Below are 16,754 nucleotides of genomic sequence, written 5' to 3' on the forward strand. Positions count from 1 at the left end.
CGCAAGGAACGTGATCCGGACGCAAGAGGCACAAGGAAAGGGATAGGAAACCGCCTGGGTTAAGCTCAAACCCTTAGGACTTACGCAAATAGGAATGCAACAAGGGCCTGCCTGCTGAGGCAGTCGTCTTGCCTGAACCCATTTTGCGTAAGTCATGTCCCTGTCCACTGTCCAAAAGAGCTGCCAATGCGTTCAAGCCGTCTTCTGCCTGTGTCCATGGTCTGTATTGCAGCTGCTTTGCCCGGGCTCGTCCTGGCCGACGCCAGCAGCCTCAGTGTCTCGGGCAATCGCGCGCCCATCACCGAGGTCACGCTCTATCCCGGCATCGCCGCCGTACAGCGCGAGGCACGCATCGAAGCCCAGACCCGCCTGCTCAGCTTTGAATGCCTGCCCGCCAGCGTGGATACGCAAAGCCTGCAGATCAGCGGCGACGAAGGCGTGCGCGTGGGTGAGATCAAGACCCTGATGCAGTCCAGGCAGATGGCTGCCAAGGAATGCACCAGCCCGCTGGACCAGCAGATTCGCAGCCTTGAGGATCAGCTCGCGAACATCGAGGCCGAAGAAGGAGCAGCCAGGCTGGTGGGCGATTTTCTGCAGGGCATGAGCAAGCCCGGCGACGAAGCCAGAATCAGCCCCGCTCAGATCGCCGGCACCAGCCAGGCCCTGCGCCAGACCAGCCGCGACAACAGCCTGCGTGCTCACCAGATTCAGCGCCAGAAGCAGGATCTGCTGGCACAGCTGCAGCCCCTGCGCCAAGAGCGCGACCGCACGGGCTCCGAGCAGTCTCAGGTCATGAAAGTCAGCGTGCAGCTGGCCAGCGCACGCGCTGCCAATGTGCGCCTGAGCTATCAGGTGCGCGGCCCCAGCTGGCAGCCTAGCTACCGCGCTCAGTTGAACACCACCAAGCAGCAGGTGCAGCTGGAGCGCCAGGCCCTGGTCGTGCAGGCCAGTGGCGAGGACTGGAGCAATGTGCGCCTGCGCCTGTCCACCGGCCAACCCAGCCGCAGCACCCAGGGTGTCATGCCGCGCCCCTGGATGGTAGATATCGCCCAGCCACTGCCCCCCGCCGCTCCGGCACCAGCCCCCATCGCCATGATGGCGCGCGGCGGAGCCAGGGCAATGCGCGAAGAGGCAGCAGCACCGGACTTGCCGGTGCTCGATGTCTCCAGCATCAACACGGCCTACAGCACGCAATTCATCGTGCCGTACAAGATCAGCGTGCCCTCCAGCGCCGAGCGCATCACGCTGTCGCTAGGCCAGGAAAATCTCGCCACCAGCCTGCTGACCCGCACCGCGCCGGCCATGGAAGAAGCGGCCTATCTGATTGCCACGCTGCAGGCTCCGCCAGGCATCTGGCCCGCAGGCCCGGTGGCGCTGCTGCGTGACGAGGCGCTAGTTGGCAATGGCAGGCTGGACTTTGGCAACGCCCAGGCACTGGCGCAAGGACTGTCTTTTGGCCGCGATGACAACGTGGTGGTGCGCCGCCTGCCTGCGCAAAGTCATACCGGCAGCGGCGGCTGGGTCAGCAGCAAGACCGAGCGCAGCATCGTGCGCAACTACGCCGTCGAAAACCGTCACAACCAGCCCATCGCGCTGCAGGTGCTGGACTCGGCCCCTGTTTCGCGCAATGAGCAGATCAAGGTCCAGTCGCAGTACAGCCCGCTGCCTGCCACCATCAGCTGGAATGCGGAAAACGGCATGGTTGCCTGGGAGCAGAATCTGGCCGCCCGCAGCACGGCCCAGTTCCAGGCCACGCACCAGATCCGCTTCCCCGAAAACCAGCCCATCTCCGGCCTGCAATAAGGCAGGCGCGTATCATCACGCCATGACGGATGACTCATCAAACAGCGCTGCAGCGCCTTCCGATATTGCGCAAGCAGCTATCAATAACAAAGCACACCCCGGCATGAGTGCGGCGGGAATCGCCCACCCCAGCGTGAAGTTCATGCTGCAACACCCGGCCCATCTGATTGCTCTGGGCTTTGGCTCCGGCCTGCCCCGCGTCGCCCCCGGCACGGTGGGCAGCCTGTGGGCCTGGCTGGCCTACCTGGTGCTGGCACTGTGGCTGAGCCCGGCACAGATCGGCTGGCTGATTGCCGCCAGCATTCCCGTAGGCTGGTGGGCCTGCACCGTCACCGCAAGGCATATGCGCGTGGCCGACCCCGGCCATATCGTCTGGGACGAAGTGGTCGCCATGTGGATTGTTCTGTGGCTGTGCATGCCCATGGGCTTCTGGGGTCAGCTGGCCTGCTTTGCGCTGTTCCGATTTTTTGATGCCGTCAAGCCCCAGCCCGTCAAATGGGCAGACCGCCTGTTCAAAGGCTTCGGCCCGCGCGGCGGCTGGGGAATCATGTGGGATGACCTGGTAGCCGCTTTCTGCACCCTGCTGGTCGTGGCTCTCTGGCGACATTTCTTCTGACTGTGCAAGCCATGGAGGAGACGATGAGCACACAAGCAAGCGGCATCGAAGAACTGGTACGACAACTAGCCGCCAGACTGACCGAAAAAGGCTGGATGCTGGCCACCGCCGAAAGCTGCACCGGCGGCATGATTGCCGCAGCCTGCACCGATCTCGCAGGCTCCAGCCAATGGTTCGAGCGTGGCTTCGTGACCTACTCCAACGAGGCCAAGACCGAGATGCTGGGCGTTCCCGCCGAGCTGATCGCAAAGCACGGCGCCGTCAGCGAAGAAGTCGTGCGTGCCATGGCCGAAGGCGCAATTCGCCATTCACTCGCCCAGGTCAGCATTGCGGTCACGGGGGTTGCAGGGCCGAGTGGCGGCTCTGCCGACAAGCCTGTGGGGACGGTGTGGGTGGGCTGGGGTCTGGGCCAATCGATCTACAGCATGCGACTGAATCTGCAGGGATCACGGGCCCGGATTCGTCTGGAAACGATGTCGCACATCTTGAAGACGGTTCTTGAGAACCTGCGTTGATTGCCACTAATAGACCAGCGCAACCGTTCCGCAGTCCATGCGCCCCTCCAACTCGGCCTGCGCCAGATCGATCCCGAGAAGTCCCAGGAGCTGATTCAATACGGGGTCCAGCAGAGGTGCCAGGATTTGCGCAATCACTGTGGACAATGTTTTGAGAATTTCCGCAACCAGCTTGGTAACAAGATCCAGCAGCCCGGCCAAGATATCGCTGCCGGACGGAGGCTGAATGACTTCGATCTTGTTGTTGCCAAACAGTCCCTGCAAGCTGGCTATCAAACCCTTCATGCTGAATTTCTGAAATGCCTCATTGTTGCTGTTCAAGGAAAGCAGGCTGTCGGGCGCACTCAAATCGAATATCTTGGAATCTTTCAAGGCCTCAGAGGAGTCAATCTTCAATCCTATTCCCCCGTAATAGCCGGCCTCTCTGGAAAGTAAAAGCTGGCGGCCTATATCGATAATCTTGAAGGGCTGCAGATAGCTCGATGGGTTCTTGCTGAAGGCATTCGTGAATGCCTCATCAGCAGAGTTGCCGAACCGCCCGAACCGGATCTTGGCCACCGAGGTTTCGGCATGGACCCTCATCCTCCTGGTGGGCAAGCATTGACCATTCTCAACCCAAGCTTGCGCCCCAACCCCTTCGACCTGCACATCGAACCGGGTGGGCAGCGTTGTCAGCTGAGGCGAGACACTGGTCAGCAAGCCAATCAAACCGCCCAGTGCATTGACGAGCCCGGACAAGCCGTCCAGCACCTTTAGATCTACCGATATCAGTGCTTGAATCTGGGCGGTCTTCACCGCTACTGCAGCATTGGCATAAGAGGATGCACTGGTGGTGGGCAAGGCGGCAATCACCGATGCCTGAGGCGGCTCGATCACCTTCAGGTTGAGCTTCACGCCAGCCACTCCTGGAATATCCAGTGCATTTCCCTTGACGGCCACTCCATTCTTCTGTCCTGAAACCTGAGCCAGCAGCTGGATGATGTTCAAGGCGTTCAGTTGCGTCTGCAATGCAGCTTCCGGCAAGCCTGAACTGACATTCAATATTTTTCTAAGCGTGATCTGCACATTGGATATGTTGGCTGCAATCACGGCATTCAGTGCGGTAATCGCCGCATTGACTGCGGAGGCAGAGTCTCCATTGGAAATCGGCCTTTGGAAAAGCGTCAGCATAACGTTGACCACATCCAGAGCCGAAATGGGCGCATCCAATATCTTCTCGTAATCAATAACGGTCGCATTGATATCTATGAGTCCTTTTTTCCCACCCAATTCCTTGAAGAAATCGAGCAGGGAAACATGGGCATTGGCCAGACCGTTCCAGCCCACTGCCTGAATATTCAAATTCCCCCCCAACAAACCGCCAATGATCGGATTCAAAATGGCCGATTTCTTATCGTCGATGACGAGCAAGGTGCTTCTGATTCTCAGCTGTGCCAACGGCCTGCTTCGCGCCGCAGTTGCAACGGCTTCGACCTGACGGCCATTCGCGGCAGTTACTGAAAACAGGAACAAATACGGCACCGTTCGCGCAACGGTCACACGGGAAGCATTCAAGGGGCTGGCCCCATTCACAAAATACGTCCTGGTATCGGCCACCCCGGGACTTGGGGTCCAGTTCCCGCATTCAACCTGCGGCACACCCGTCATCCCGTTCAATGTCGCGATACGAGCCGCATTCGCTTGGCAGGCTGCTGGGGTTTCGCCCTGGGCCCCCGCCAGGGCAGCCAGATCCGCAATCTTCTGCAGCTCACGCTTCTGCCAGAACACATTGCCGATATCGATGGTTGCCAGGCAGATCACGGCAATCATCAGCCACAACGCCCCCAGCGTCGCCACAGAGCCCGATTGGCGACGAATGCGAGTACGGCTCAGGCCTGTTGCAAATGACTGCATGCAAGAACCTCTTTGGCCACCTAACGGCTGCCGCCGGCTTTACTGCTCACCTGTGTTTCCGTGCTTTCCGGGATCTTGTGGGTAAAGCTCTCCAGATAGCGCTGATAGCTGCGCTGGGCCACATCGCTTGTCACGGGATAGGCATTGCGCGATGCGTACTGGCCACTAGCCTGCAGCGCCAGCAGATAGCTGGTGGCATCGCCCACCCGATTGCTTGCAGGCTGTGTCAGAGAGGTATTGCCTGGAGCCGGTGTCTGCGTCACTGCAGCCTGCGCAGATGCTGCAGGCATCGCTGCCGCACTTCGGGGCGCACTCATATTGGTCACGCCCGTGCCGATGCCGGTATTGCTGCTGGCCTGCGCCAAGGCGGCCGAGGCCATGCCGAGAGCCATCAACGCCAGGGTGAATGCGCGGGCCCGTTGGGTGAATGCTGTCTGCGTATTCATGGGGACTCCTTGAAGGTTCAGGGCCAGGCACGCTCGGGCGCGCTCTTCTTGGCAGAAGCTGCAGGCTTGCTGCCGGCATCTTCATCAGGTGTCTCGAAAAACAAGCCACTCGCCGCCGTTCGCTGGGGCAGCAGGGCTTGCACGGCCTGTTTGCTACCGAATTCACCGGCTTGGCGAACGGCGGCAGGATGTGCCGCAGCCATCACCACCGCAGCCTCCGGCGCCGATCTTGTCGGGCGCGAGATCACGGGCTGCGGTGCAGGCTCGGCGCGCGGAGCCGGTACCGCCTGCGTCTGCTGCAGTTTTACGGGCATCGCCTCGGTAAGTAGAGGCTGTGCAGGCTTGGGCGTCTCCTGCTTCGCGGACTGAGAAGCCGTCGCCACGGCTACCTCCAGGGGTGGTGCCATTTTTGCCATCAATACAGGAGCTTGTTGCGCTTTAATTATGGCCACCTCAGACTTCTTCGACTCTGAAACCCTTTCCAATGGCGCGGCAGCCGCTACATCGACAGGAGCAGCTATTGTCTGCACAGGCACAGGCGGCACGTAGGCATAGGTTTGCGGAGCTGCCGGCACAAACTGGCTCCCCCCCTGACCGGGGTGACGCGGTCGCCCTGCATCGAAGCTGCCGCCAGAGACCATCCACTGACCACCGCTGGGCGCCCGCTCCACATTCCGCGCCACCATGGGCTGCGCTTGGGGCAGCGGCAACAGGGTCTGGGGCACATGAGAACGAGACGGCACAGACTCCGCTGCCTTGACTACCACTACCGGAGCCTTTGCGGCTTCAGGCTCCGGTGCGGGCTTTTTTGCGGCGGGCACCTCCTGCACTGCAGCAGGCTCCGGCACTTCGACGGATTTTCCGGAACTGGCCACGGCCTCGGGCGCGGTCTTCACTTCCGGACGGGAGAGGTTGACGACCTTTCCGGTCGCAGCCGCGGCAGGCTTTGCGGCTGCCAGGCTTGCAGTCCTCAGCCACTCCCCGGCCTGCTCCTTGACCAGTTGCTGGGTCTGTGCGTCCAGCTTGCGCTGGCGCATGAATTCCTCGGCCTGCGCGCTCTGGCCGCTGACCATCATGAACAGGCTCAGGTTGACGTTGACCTGTGCATCCTCGGGGTTGAGCTGCGCCGCCTGCATCAGGGGAATGCGCGCAGCGTTCAGATCATGCGCACGCAGATAGGCATAGCCCAGATCGGTCAGCAGGCGCGAGTCCACGGGATTGCTCATGCGCGCCTGCTCCATCTGTTGAGCGGCACTGCGAAAGTCGCCCTGCTCTGCGGCCACACGACCCAGGCCGTAACGTGCGGCGCCATCCTTGGCGCTGCCCAGCAGGCCCTGATAAATGGGGATAGCCGCACTGAGCTGCCCCACCTGACGCAATGCATCGGCACGCAACAGCCGCGAATCGCTGGAAGCACCCCACTGCTTGTCAAGCGCATCCAGGTGCGCGATGGAGGCATACCAGAGCGACTTGGACTGCATCTGCTTGACCAGAGAGAGGTAGGTGTCCTGTGTGTCGACCACCGCCTCCTTCTCCAGCGGCCTGTCTGCCGCAGCCTTGGCCGCCGGCGACAGCACGGGCTGGTTCTGCCCCAGCAGATTGCCCATGCCGGAGCAGCCCGACAGCAGGGCCATGGTTGCGGCCACCAATGGCAGCATCAGATATCGGCTTTCTTTATTCATTTTGTCATCCCTCCCAGTGCCCGGATCACGGCTAGAAAACCCGGTCCGGCGGTAATGATGATCAAGGCCGGAAGCAACGTGACCACCATGACGCCGGTCATCTTGACCGAGATCTTTCCTATCAACTCCTTCATCTTGGCCTTGCGCTGCTCGCGCAGACGTTCGCCAAAAATGCGCAGCGGCTCCTGCACGGCACCGCCGTATCTGTCGATCTGAATCATCAGCGATGTCAGATTGGCCAGGTTGTCGTTCTGATAAACCTCGCTCATGCGAGCAAAGGAACGCTCACGCGTGCTGCCCCGGCTGTACTGCTGGCTGGCCAGCTGTATCTCTCGCGAAAGCACAGGCATGACATTGCCGAAATCAGAGCCAATCACCTGTAGGGTCTGGTCCAGACTCATTCCCGTGCCTTGCAGCAAGCCCAACAAATCGACAAACAAAGGCAGCTCGCGGGCGACGCTGGCCCTGCGACGACGAGCCACGCTGCGCAGCACCCATTTGGGAAGCAGAAAACCGATGGTGAACGCAGCAAACAGGTAGAGCAGAAATAGCCTGCTGCCCGAGAAAACAAAGGCAGCAAGCAGTACAAGCAATACAGAGACTACGCAACGCGCTATCAGGTACTGCAGCTGCGCGCGAGTCGACCCCCATCCGCATTTGCTCAGCAAAATGCGGTCTTCCTGTGCAACCAACGCCTTGCCAAACGAGGTATTGAGCCAGTGCGCAGGCAGGTCGCCATCGCCATTGAGCGAGCGCAGCAGATCTGCGGGCCTGGCAGGCGCCGTCGTCGCATTCGCCGCTGTTGAACCGCTGCGGCTCAGCGCAGCCTGCACCACCTGACTGCTGCGCTCACGGCGCTGATGCGCATAGGCAATCAAAGCCGCTCCGATCAACGCCGCCAAGGCCAGAAATACCACGCTCAGCATCAGTAAAAGACGGGATGTCTCCATCAATCTGCCCCCTCATCTAGCTTGGCCATGCGGTAGAGCAGCACCACACCAAGGATTTGTAGGACCGCCGCCGCCCAGATGAAGTTGCGCCCACTAGCGTCGTTCCACATGCGCAGAAAGTAGCTCGCGTTAAAGGAAATGATCAGACTGCATACGGCCACCGGCAGCAGACTCAGCACCCAGGCAGACAATCGCGTTTCGGCCGTCATGGCAGAGAGATCCTGTTCGGCCTGCTCGCGGTCGCGCATGAAATTGGCCACACGCTCCAGCAGCAGATCGACCCGCCCCCCATAACGCACACTGATGCGCAGAATAGCTGCCAGCAAGTGCAACTCGTCCAACCTGGTCTGCCTCGCTACATGGGCCACCGCATTTTCCAGATCCATGCCCGCGCGGGCCAGACTGGCGGCTTTTTCAATGACCGATTGCAACGGGTCTTTGGTGCTGGCTGCAGCCATCTGGAAGGCCGCCTGAACGGAGTTGCCAATAGTCACCAGGCGCACCGTGTTATCAAGAAAGCCTGGAAGTTGCTGCGTGAGCCTGGCGCGGTATTTCTGAGCCCGCGCATAAAGCAAAAAGAAGAAGCCAATTCCCAGTACCACCAGCGCGGCACTACCAGCCAGCCAGCCAACAGCAAAGCCAACGATCAGAAACGCCGCGACAGTCAAGGCCAGACTGCCATAGAAAAGTCTGGCACTGGCCGTCCCCAACAAAACGGCGGGAACCGGCCAGCCTGTTCTTTTCTCGTTGCCCAGTAAGGCATCCGCCACGGAGCCATCAAAAGCCGATGCCGCTGCATCCTTTGTAGCAAACCCGGCCGCAGCGGCTGCGCTTTTTTCCAGGCTCTGCTCCAGATGCCTAGTCATACGGTGCGTCCTCTGCTGCCGGCTGGCAAGCATCCACAGCGCAATCGCGGCAGCCGCAATCAGCAGCGCCAGACTCAGGAGCAAAAACGCATTGCTAGCCATGGCGCAGTCCCGCATGGTTTGCGCCGTTGCCTCCGGCGTGCTGCAGCACCGCGCGATAGCGCGCCAGCTTGGGCGTATGCGGCACCATGCCCAGCGTGGTCCAACGCTCCAGATCCTCTCCATCATTCTGGGGCAGCAGCTCGTGGCGATAGAGCTCCTGCGTGGCAATCACGCTATCGATGATGCCTGTGACTTCGGTGATCGATGTGATGCGCCGCTTGCCATTGGGCAGACGGCTGATCTGCACGATGAAATCGAGCGCATTGGCGATCTGGCGGCGCAGGCTGACCTCGCTGCCCTGAAAGCCCGCAAAGCCCGCAAGCATCTCCATGCGATGCAGACACTCGCGCGGAGAGCTTGCGTGGATGGTGGCCATGGAGCCATCGTGGCCAGTGTTCATGGCCTGCAACATCTCCAGCACTTCCGCGCCGCGCACCTCGCCCACCACAATACGATCCGGGCGCATGCGCAAGCTGTTGCGCAGCAGATCCCGAATGGAAACCACTCCCGCGCCTTCAAAGCCACCGGGACGGCTTTCCATGCGCACCACATGAGGGTGAGGCAGCGTCAGCTCGGCCGTATCCTCAATCGTCACCACCCGCTCATTGGCGGGGATAAAGCCCGCAATCGCATTGAGCATGGAGGTCTTGCCGCAACTGGTACCGCCGCTGATAAGAATATTGCAGCGCTCGCGCACCGCCAGTTCGAGCAAGCGGGCCATGCCTTCGTCCATGGTGCCGAAATCGACCAGATCCTGAACCCGCAGCGGATCATTGCGAAACTTGCGTATCGACACCGCAGGCCCGTCCAGCGACAAGGGCTCTATCACCACATTGATACGGCCACCATCCGGCAAGCGCGCATCGACCATGGGCGTGGATTCATCAAGGCGGCGGCCCAGCGGTGAGATGATGCGGCGCACGATGCGCAGCACATGAGCGTTGTCGGTGAAATGCAAGGCCTCCTGCTGCAAAATTCCCTTGCGCGAAACGAATACGCGCTGATAACCGTTGATCAGAATGTCCTCGACCTCCGGGTCGGCCATCAGGTCATCAAGCGGCCCCAGCCCCGACAGCTCCTTGTTCAGAGCCTGCGCAATCCATTGCACCTCCTCGTCATTGACGGGAAACCGCTGCTGACGCACAAACTGCTCCAGCTCCTGGTGCACAAACTGGCGCACACGGCTGGTTGACCATTTGGCAAACACCGCGCCCAGCTCCTCCACACGCGTCAGCAAATGCTCGTGTGCGACGTTCTTGATCAGCAGCAGTTGCTTGGAGTCCGAAAAATGACTGCTTTTTTCGGCGAAAACAATATCCATGCTCATTCGCCTCTCCTCAATCGCTTGGCCCATTGCCCCAGAACGCCCGACGCTGGCGCCGCGACCTTGTTGGCCGCAACCGTTCCGCTGAGCAATGCTCTGGCCATGCTTCTGACACAGGTCACATAGGGATCACCGCGCAGCGACTGCGACAACAACTGGCCACAGCTGGCGGCATTCAGCAAAACCGTGGATCGATCCGGCACCACGTGCAGCAATTCCAGGCCAAGGCGCTGTGCGACCTCTTTGGCGGGCAGGCCGGCTTGCGCATTGAATCGGTTAAGCACCAGTTTGAGCGTGCTGCGACTCACGCCCTTGGCATCAAGCTCCTTGAGCATCTGTGCCGTAGACACAATGCCTCCCAGCGACTGGTCACAAACCACCCAGCCCTGTCCGCTCTCGCGCAGCAAAGGCGCCAGAAAATCAGCCTGCACCATGCCGCCCAGATCGATCACCTGCACCCCAAGCAAGCTCTTGAGCGTGTTGACTACGCCCGCTGCAGCCGCAGGGCTGACTTCGCGCAGCATGCCCAGATCGGAAGGCCAGGCCAGAGTCACTGTGCCCGTGGCGTGCTTGGCAAAGGCCGATTCGATCAATGTCGCGTCCAGGCGGCGCGTATTCTGAACCGCATCCACAAAGCTGAAGTCACCCGCGATGCCCAGATACAGCAAGCCATCGCGTGCAGGCAAGCCCAGATCCAGCAACGCCGCATGTGCAGACTCATCCAGCGGCAACTGACTTGCGCCAAAAGGCCTGGCAATCTGCTTTCTGTTCTTGCTACCTCGCATGTCATAGGCATGCATCTCCTGGAACATCACGGCGAGATGTGTTGCCAGCGTAGTCACCCCCATCCCTACACGTGCCCCCAGCAAAGGTAGGGAGAAACCTTTGGTTTCCGGCTCCGGCTCCAGCGCCACAGCCGCAGGCAGCTGACGGCGTGCATGCATCTGATGCCTGATGGCCGCATTGGCCTCGCCTTCGGACGCATCCCAGTCAATGAATTCAGCCACCCCACAGCGCAGGGCAGCACGCATGGAAGCGGGCTCGACAGCAGAGCCGGACCCCATGATCACCACACCTGGAAAGCTGGCGCGCAGATCGCCGACCAGGACGATGGCAGCCTCCGTCATGGGAGCCGAGAAATCCACGATCACCACGCCAAGCCCAGGCGCCGAAATTGCAGTGTGAAGCGCAGCCAGATCGCCTGCCACCGGTATCACTTCAGCATCGCTACCCAGAACACTCGCCAGCCAGAAAGCGTGCGATGGCGACTGGGTCACCAGCACCACGCGCGCATTGCCGCTCACCGAGCCTGGCTGTGCGGTATTGAGTTGGGATGAGTCCATGCGCATATTCATGCCTCTACCCAGACACTCAGCGCGAGAAGCCTGGCGCCACGCTGGACGACAGGCCGCCCGCCATCCATGGCCCCCATACAGCAGGATCACGCTGCTCAGTGCGCCCGGGCAGCAGCGGCTCCACATTCACATCGCGAGCCAGCGGCTTGACGAGGCGCGGAGTCACCACGATCGCCAGCTCGCTCTCCTTTTGCTGAAACTCCTGACGCTTGAACAGCACACCCAGAATCGGGATGTCGCCCAGCAAAGGAACCTTGTCGGTACCTGATGTGGTGTTGCGGCTGACCAGGCCGCCAATCACAAAGCTTTCGCCGTCGCCCAGCTCCACCGTGGTATCCGCACGGCGAGTGGTGATAGACGGAACAGTCGCGCTGTTCAGAACAATGGTGTTGGCATAGTCCAGCTCGCTGGCCTCGGGTGCCACCTTGAGCACGATGCGATCGTTGGACAGCACCGTCGGAGAGACCGTCAAGCCGATGCCGTAAGGCTTGTACTGAATGGCCACCATGCCCGTGCCCGCAGGCACGGGAACCGGCACTTCGCCGCCCGACAGAAAGTTGGCGCTTTGGCCGGACAAGGCCACCAGGGTCGGAGCCGCCAGCACCCGCGCCAGATTGTTGCCTTCGAGCATGCCGATGTTGACGCCAATTCCGGCCTTATCGAACTGCATCAGCAAGTTGAAGGCCTGGGTCAAAGGGTTTGCTGCCGCGCCTGTGGTGGAACTTCCGCCGCCAGTGCCATAGGACCCGCGTCCAAAAATACCAAAGCTGAAGCCCGAGCTGTTGGGCGCCGTGCTGAACAGGTTGAGGCCCACCTTCTTCATCTGGGTCTTGTTGAACTCGACCACCTTGACATCGACCTGCACCACATTGCTTTTGAGCTGAACGCTGGAGAGATCGACAGTCTTGGCCTTGTCGGCCAACTGCGCATTCGCCAGCTCGCCGGCAAATTGCTGTTCTATCAGGCTGGAGGCCTTGGCCGTGCGCAGGTCCACTCGCTGCTGCACATTGAGCATATAGGTCTGCGCCTGCACTTCACCGCGCGGCCATACCATGAACGATGTGCTGCCAGGCTTGAGCGGGCTCAGCAGAATCTTGGCGGCAGCACCCTTGCCCGCGCGCTTGATATGCACCGCCGCAATCGTGTCGTCGCCGATTGCGATGCGTTCCACACCGCCAGGCAGGTTCAATTCATGCTGAGCGCCCATGACCAGCTTGATTTCCCTGGCTGCTGTCGCTTGCTGCGCTCTGCTTTCGCCCGCATTGGGCACTTGCTGCGCAAGGGCCGGGACAGTGACAACACTCAAGGACAGGCTGCAGAGCAGATACAGCGACTTCAGCGAAAAGGTGCGGGATGCGATTGAAACAGTCTTGTTGTTCATAGATCAATACCGCACGGTTTGGGAGTTGGCGCCACGCACGAATTCAACGGGCAGGGAAGAGTCTGCGGAAGCGGTACGTGTGCGCGGCACTGCTGGCTTGGCAACCCCGGCTGTCATGGGCTTGGCCGCATTCATGCGCGCTGCCGAAGTGCCTGCAGACCCTGCCAGGCTGCTCATGGCCACACCGGCCTGCGCTGCGTCAGCACCTTCCAGCGGCGCTGCAACAGCTCCTTTGGGCATGGCCACAGTCAGCACGCCGGGCAGCGGCGCAAACTTTTCCATATCCGGCTCTGTCATATCCGTCGGATTGCGCAGTGCGAGGACCAAGCTGCCGTTGGAGCCTCCCAAGGCCAGTTGGCTCACCTCTGCCACAGGTACTGCAAGCACTGCTGTGCGTGCGTTGTCAGGGCCACTGGCCTGCTTGCCGTCAGTTTTTTCAGCCGTAGTCAGGGCATCGACTGACGCAGCGCCATAGGCAAGCACACGCTTGCGCGAAAGCAGCAAGCGCGCCTGGCTCTGGTCGATTTCATTGCCATCGCGGCGCAGTACAAAGAAGACATCGACAAAGTCCCCTGGGCGTATGCGATTGCCGGCGCCAATGCTTTCATCTACCTTGACGGCGACGGCACGCTCACCTTCTGCAACCTTGAGGGCAAGGCCCGTCACCATCTGCCCTTGGAGTACAGGCGCGCCCTTGGGAATGTCCACCGCGGGAACGGAGCCAATAGCAGCCTGAATCTCGCCAAAAGCACCATCGGGCTTGACGGGCAACTGCGTGAGCTGCAGATCCTCGGCCTTGAGTGTCTGACCCGCCGGAATGGCCTGTGCAGCCACCACCACGCTCATGCCGGCATTGGATTTGCTGTCGCTGGCGGAAGCTGAAGCCTGAGGGTCCGCTGCCTGAGGAGCCCTGGCGAGCATCCATCCATAAACGCCCAGAGCCAATGCCACTGCCAGCAAAACCCCGACCGCGATCTTTGCGACATTTACCATAGATTTCCCTCTTCTTACTTTGCCTGAAAGAGCAAGGCTTTATCGTTTTCAGTCAATCAAGCTAATCTGTGCGACCGCCTTTCCCCGCAACAAATTGGGAGTGGGCAGACTCAACAAAGGCCCCAGCAACCTTGGGATCAGCGGTGCAGAGGCGTAGTTGTAGTTCACCTGCATGGTCACGCAGTTCACCAGGCTGGCATCGTTGGAAGCAGTGAACGATGCAGACCCCGTGCCACATAGACCAGAGGTGGCGTACAGCCCCGCAGCATCGCTGACACCTGCGCTACATCCTGTTGAGCCAAAGCCAGCACCAATTTTGGAAAGCCAATCCGTCGCCAATGCCGCAGTGGCACAGGCTGCAGTCAAGCGAGCCTGTAACTGGGCCGACTTGGTCATCGTGCCGCCCGTGGGAACGGAGGGATATCGCACTGCGGCTCTTGCCCCTTCGGCGGCAGCCAAAGTCAGAGTCTGCTGTGCAGCAAAGATCAGGCCATAAGTGATGATGGCGTAGAAGATCAAAAAGAAGATGGGAAAGAGAATGGCAAATTCAACTGCTGCCGCACCTTGCTGTTTTTTGAATTGCACGCTTCCCTCCTTCCCTCTGTATTTACCTGCCTAGCATTAAAACCGTCACCGTTGCCATTGAGATATGAGCAACATAAGGCATAAACCTCTTCCTAACGAATACCAATTCATCTCTTCTCAAAAAAAATATTTTTCTAGCTACCAAATGAATTATAGAAATAAAAACACTGACAACCCATATAGGAATCAATATCTTCCAGCCCAGCCACAAGGACAGCACAATAAAGAATTTTATGTCTCCGGCCCCCATCACTTTGGCTATCCAAAACGGCAGCAAAACAGTGATGACCAAGAGGATTCCAATCAAACTATCTACCCAAGTAACCCTCAATGGGGAGATAGAGAAAATATCCGCATGGGAAAATACGCCAAGAATACCTCCAATCAGAATCAGCCAATTAGGAATTCTGCGATAGCGAATATCCCATGCAGATGCCAGAATCAAGATCAATATAAATATCAATTATGATGGTACTTTGGTTATGATAAAGGCTGACAGATCTGTAAAGAACGTTGTCAGCCCCCCAGTCAAAAATCCCAGGGCAGCGACAAGTCCCACGGCCATAAGGCCTGCAATCAGCGCATACTCAATCGCTGTTGCTCCTTCTTCATCACGCCAGAATTTGATGATTTGGTCTTTCATGACTAGCTCCTTCAACAATCAGGTTAGTAGATCGCTGTGGCTGTTTTCGACCACCGCGGGACCAATCTTACGAAGCCAGAAACATCTTGAAATATTTGAAATAGCTATCAACAACTATGCAGCATAGTTCTCGGCAATTTCAATCAATGTGCAAGCGAGTACTCCCACAGAAAAACCCCAATAAAAACAAAGACTTCACAAAACACCGAGACGCATCTGCAATTTTCTTGACTCTTCCCTCACATATGTCTTCCGGTTCAATCTACGCAATCTTCATTTATTTCCTACAGATTAATAGATTTCGTCCTACATTCAATAATCGGGTTAACCCTTGTTTTTAAATGAAAAAACAAAAAGGCCTGCAGATAGCAGGCCTTTCTGAAACAAAAGAGATTGCTCAATAAAGTGATTCGGAAATCACTGCAGGGCTTTAATCAGTTTGAGAGCGATGTCCTGCAGCGGTGGCTGCAGTTTTCTATAGCTGTCGAGCAAGCGCTGCTCATCGCTGGGTAGCGATGCGGTCTCGGAATGCAGGCCTGCCATCAATTCCAGCGCCGTGGTCTGCAGCGCGACGGCCAGTCTTGCCAGCGTGTCATTCTTGAGAGTGCGAATGGCTCCGGACTCGATCTGCGAGATGGCGGATGCCGTACCTAAAGGACAGACTTCGACCGGTTTTAAGAGCGATAGTCGGGCTTCGTCTTCTTGTACACAAGACGCTTTACAACGGACTCAGACACTCCAAAGCGTTGACCTACACCCTTCAGGGTATATAGGCCAGTGGCATAAGCATCAACAATAGCAACAGCAGTTGCCGCATCGACAGACAACGCACGACCACAGTGCACCCCTCTTGCCATGGCTTCCTTCTGACCAGCCATGCACCTTTCACGGATCAACGAACGCTCAAATTCAGCCATAGCACCGAGGATTTGAAGCATCAATCGACCAGTCGGAGTACTGGTATCAATAGGCTCTGTCAGAGAGCGAATCGCAGCCCCGGCCCGCTCAACACGGTCAAGGATCTTCAAAAGATCAGATAACGAACGAGCGACACGATCCAGCTTATAAAACACGAACTGATCGCCTGTTTTTAACGAGGCTAAGCATTGCCTTAGCACTGGTCGATCAAACTTAGCGCCACTGGCTTTTTCCTCAAAAATCGTGTGGACGCCAGCAGCATTTAGTGCGGCAATTTGGACTGAGGTGTCCTGCTCTTGAGTAGAGACGCGAGCATATCCGATCAGCAATTTCTTCTCCGTTGTTTTGATAGCTGGAATGCTATTTCGGCAGGTCTTTTTGTAAGCGGCAATTAGCTGCGGTGCTTCCATTTTCATAGCGGCAATGCGCTACCAAAAAGTGAGCACAATCACTTGCTGAGGGTAGAGCGCCTTCGGCGGCTGTTTTTCAGGCGAGAGTGGCGACCGGCGTTATTGAATGAGGGGTTCGCCCTCCGTCGATCTGAGTGCCGTGCTAGAGCTGCGGCGCGCTCAAAGCCTCTTGCGTGGGGTTCTGCCTGGTCAAAGGTTGACATCAGGGGCGCGGCCCCCGATACCCCCTCAGTTGATAGAACCAGCAGTCATAAAAATGACGGCGAACTGCT

The 16,754-nt window shown here is 58.8% G+C and carries 16 protein-coding genes; 3 read left to right on the forward strand and 13 right to left on the reverse strand.

Annotated elements, in window-relative coordinates; translation table 11 throughout:
* Positions 1 to 186 precede the first annotated feature (186 nt).
* Genes FSY45_RS06105 through FSY45_RS06115 form a run of 3 tightly spaced genes read left to right on the forward strand, consistent with a single transcriptional unit; the run spans position 187 to position 2,934 of the window.
* On the forward strand, positions 187 to 1,803 hold the full coding sequence (locus FSY45_RS06105; protein WP_046461614.1) for a DUF4139 domain-containing protein: 1,617 nt from the start codon (positions 187 to 189) through the stop codon (positions 1,801 to 1,803).
* Positions 1,804 to 1,825: 22 nt separating this feature from the next.
* Positions 1,826 to 2,419 carry a phosphatidylglycerophosphatase A gene (locus FSY45_RS06110; RefSeq protein WP_080944463.1) on the forward strand — a complete coding sequence of 198 codons (594 nt, stop codon included), beginning with the start codon at positions 1,826 to 1,828 and terminating at the stop codon, positions 2,417 to 2,419.
* Positions 2,420 to 2,442: 23 nt separating this feature from the next.
* On the forward strand, positions 2,443 to 2,934 hold the full coding sequence (locus FSY45_RS06115; RefSeq protein ID WP_046461613.1) for a CinA family protein: 492 nt from the start codon (positions 2,443 to 2,445) through the stop codon (positions 2,932 to 2,934).
* A gap of 6 nt (positions 2,935 to 2,940) precedes the next feature.
* On the opposite strand, the gene FSY45_RS06120 is transcribed toward FSY45_RS06115, so the two are convergent.
* The 13 genes from FSY45_RS06120 to FSY45_RS06185 form a co-directional block, all read right to left on the reverse strand.
* A complete protein-coding gene (locus FSY45_RS06120) occupies positions 2,941 to 4,827 on the reverse strand; it encodes a TadG family pilus assembly protein (protein WP_080944462.1) in 1,887 nt (628 codons plus the stop codon).
* Between the two features lie 20 nt (positions 4,828 to 4,847).
* Positions 4,848 to 5,273, reverse strand: a complete 426-nt coding sequence (locus tag FSY45_RS06125) for a DUF3613 domain-containing protein (protein ID WP_046461612.1) — start codon at positions 5,271 to 5,273, stop codon at positions 4,848 to 4,850.
* Between the two features lie 17 nt (positions 5,274 to 5,290).
* Positions 5,291 to 6,955 carry a tetratricopeptide repeat protein gene (locus FSY45_RS06130; protein ID WP_046461611.1) on the reverse strand — a complete coding sequence of 555 codons (1,665 nt, stop codon included), beginning with the start codon at positions 6,953 to 6,955 and terminating at the stop codon, positions 5,291 to 5,293.
* Positions 6,952 to 7,905, reverse strand: coding sequence for a type II secretion system F family protein (locus tag FSY45_RS06135; protein WP_046461610.1), 954 nt, complete (start codon positions 7,903 to 7,905; stop codon positions 6,952 to 6,954). The genes FSY45_RS06130 and FSY45_RS06135 overlap by 4 nt, the downstream gene beginning before the upstream one ends.
* On the reverse strand, positions 7,905 to 8,873 hold the full coding sequence (locus FSY45_RS06140) for a type II secretion system F family protein (protein ID WP_046461697.1): 969 nt from the start codon (positions 8,871 to 8,873) through the stop codon (positions 7,905 to 7,907). Before FSY45_RS06140 ends, FSY45_RS06135 begins: the two co-directional genes overlap by 1 nt.
* Complete coding sequence (locus tag FSY45_RS06145; protein WP_039050191.1) at positions 8,866 to 10,200, reverse strand: CpaF family protein; 1,335 nt, start codon at positions 10,198 to 10,200, stop codon at positions 8,866 to 8,868. Before FSY45_RS06145 ends, FSY45_RS06140 begins: the two co-directional genes overlap by 8 nt.
* Complete coding sequence (locus FSY45_RS06150) at positions 10,197 to 11,540, reverse strand: histidine kinase (RefSeq protein ID WP_223305685.1); 1,344 nt, start codon at positions 11,538 to 11,540, stop codon at positions 10,197 to 10,199. Before FSY45_RS06150 ends, FSY45_RS06145 begins: the two co-directional genes overlap by 4 nt.
* Before the next feature lie 28 nt (positions 11,541 to 11,568).
* A complete protein-coding gene (locus tag FSY45_RS06155; RefSeq protein ID WP_046461607.1) occupies positions 11,569 to 12,933 on the reverse strand; it encodes a type II and III secretion system protein family protein in 1,365 nt (454 codons plus the stop codon).
* A 3-nt stretch (positions 12,934 to 12,936) separates the two neighbouring features.
* Positions 12,937 to 13,926, reverse strand: coding sequence for a Flp pilus assembly protein CpaB (gene cpaB / locus FSY45_RS06160; protein ID WP_046461606.1), 990 nt, complete (start codon positions 13,924 to 13,926; stop codon positions 12,937 to 12,939).
* Positions 13,927 to 13,974: 48 nt separating this feature from the next.
* A complete protein-coding gene (locus tag FSY45_RS06165) occupies positions 13,975 to 14,511 on the reverse strand; it encodes a TadE/TadG family type IV pilus assembly protein (protein WP_046461605.1) in 537 nt (178 codons plus the stop codon).
* Between the two features lie 22 nt (positions 14,512 to 14,533).
* Complete coding sequence (locus FSY45_RS06170) at positions 14,534 to 14,962, reverse strand: prepilin peptidase (protein ID WP_179627014.1); 429 nt, start codon at positions 14,960 to 14,962, stop codon at positions 14,534 to 14,536.
* Between the two features lie 12 nt (positions 14,963 to 14,974).
* The gene (locus FSY45_RS06175) at positions 14,975 to 15,154 is read right to left on the reverse strand and encodes a Flp family type IVb pilin (protein ID WP_046461604.1); all 180 of its coding nucleotides are present in this window, start codon (positions 15,152 to 15,154) and stop codon (positions 14,975 to 14,977) included.
* Between the two features lie 674 nt (positions 15,155 to 15,828).
* Positions 15,829 to 16,488, reverse strand: coding sequence for a recombinase family protein (locus FSY45_RS06185; protein ID WP_255443204.1), 660 nt, complete (start codon positions 16,486 to 16,488; stop codon positions 15,829 to 15,831).
* Positions 16,489 to 16,754 lie beyond the last annotated feature (266 nt).

This window comes from Comamonas sp. Z1, assembly GCF_008121555.1.
In the GTDB taxonomy this organism is placed as follows: Bacteria; Pseudomonadota; Gammaproteobacteria; order Burkholderiales; family Burkholderiaceae_C; genus Comamonas; species Comamonas thiooxydans.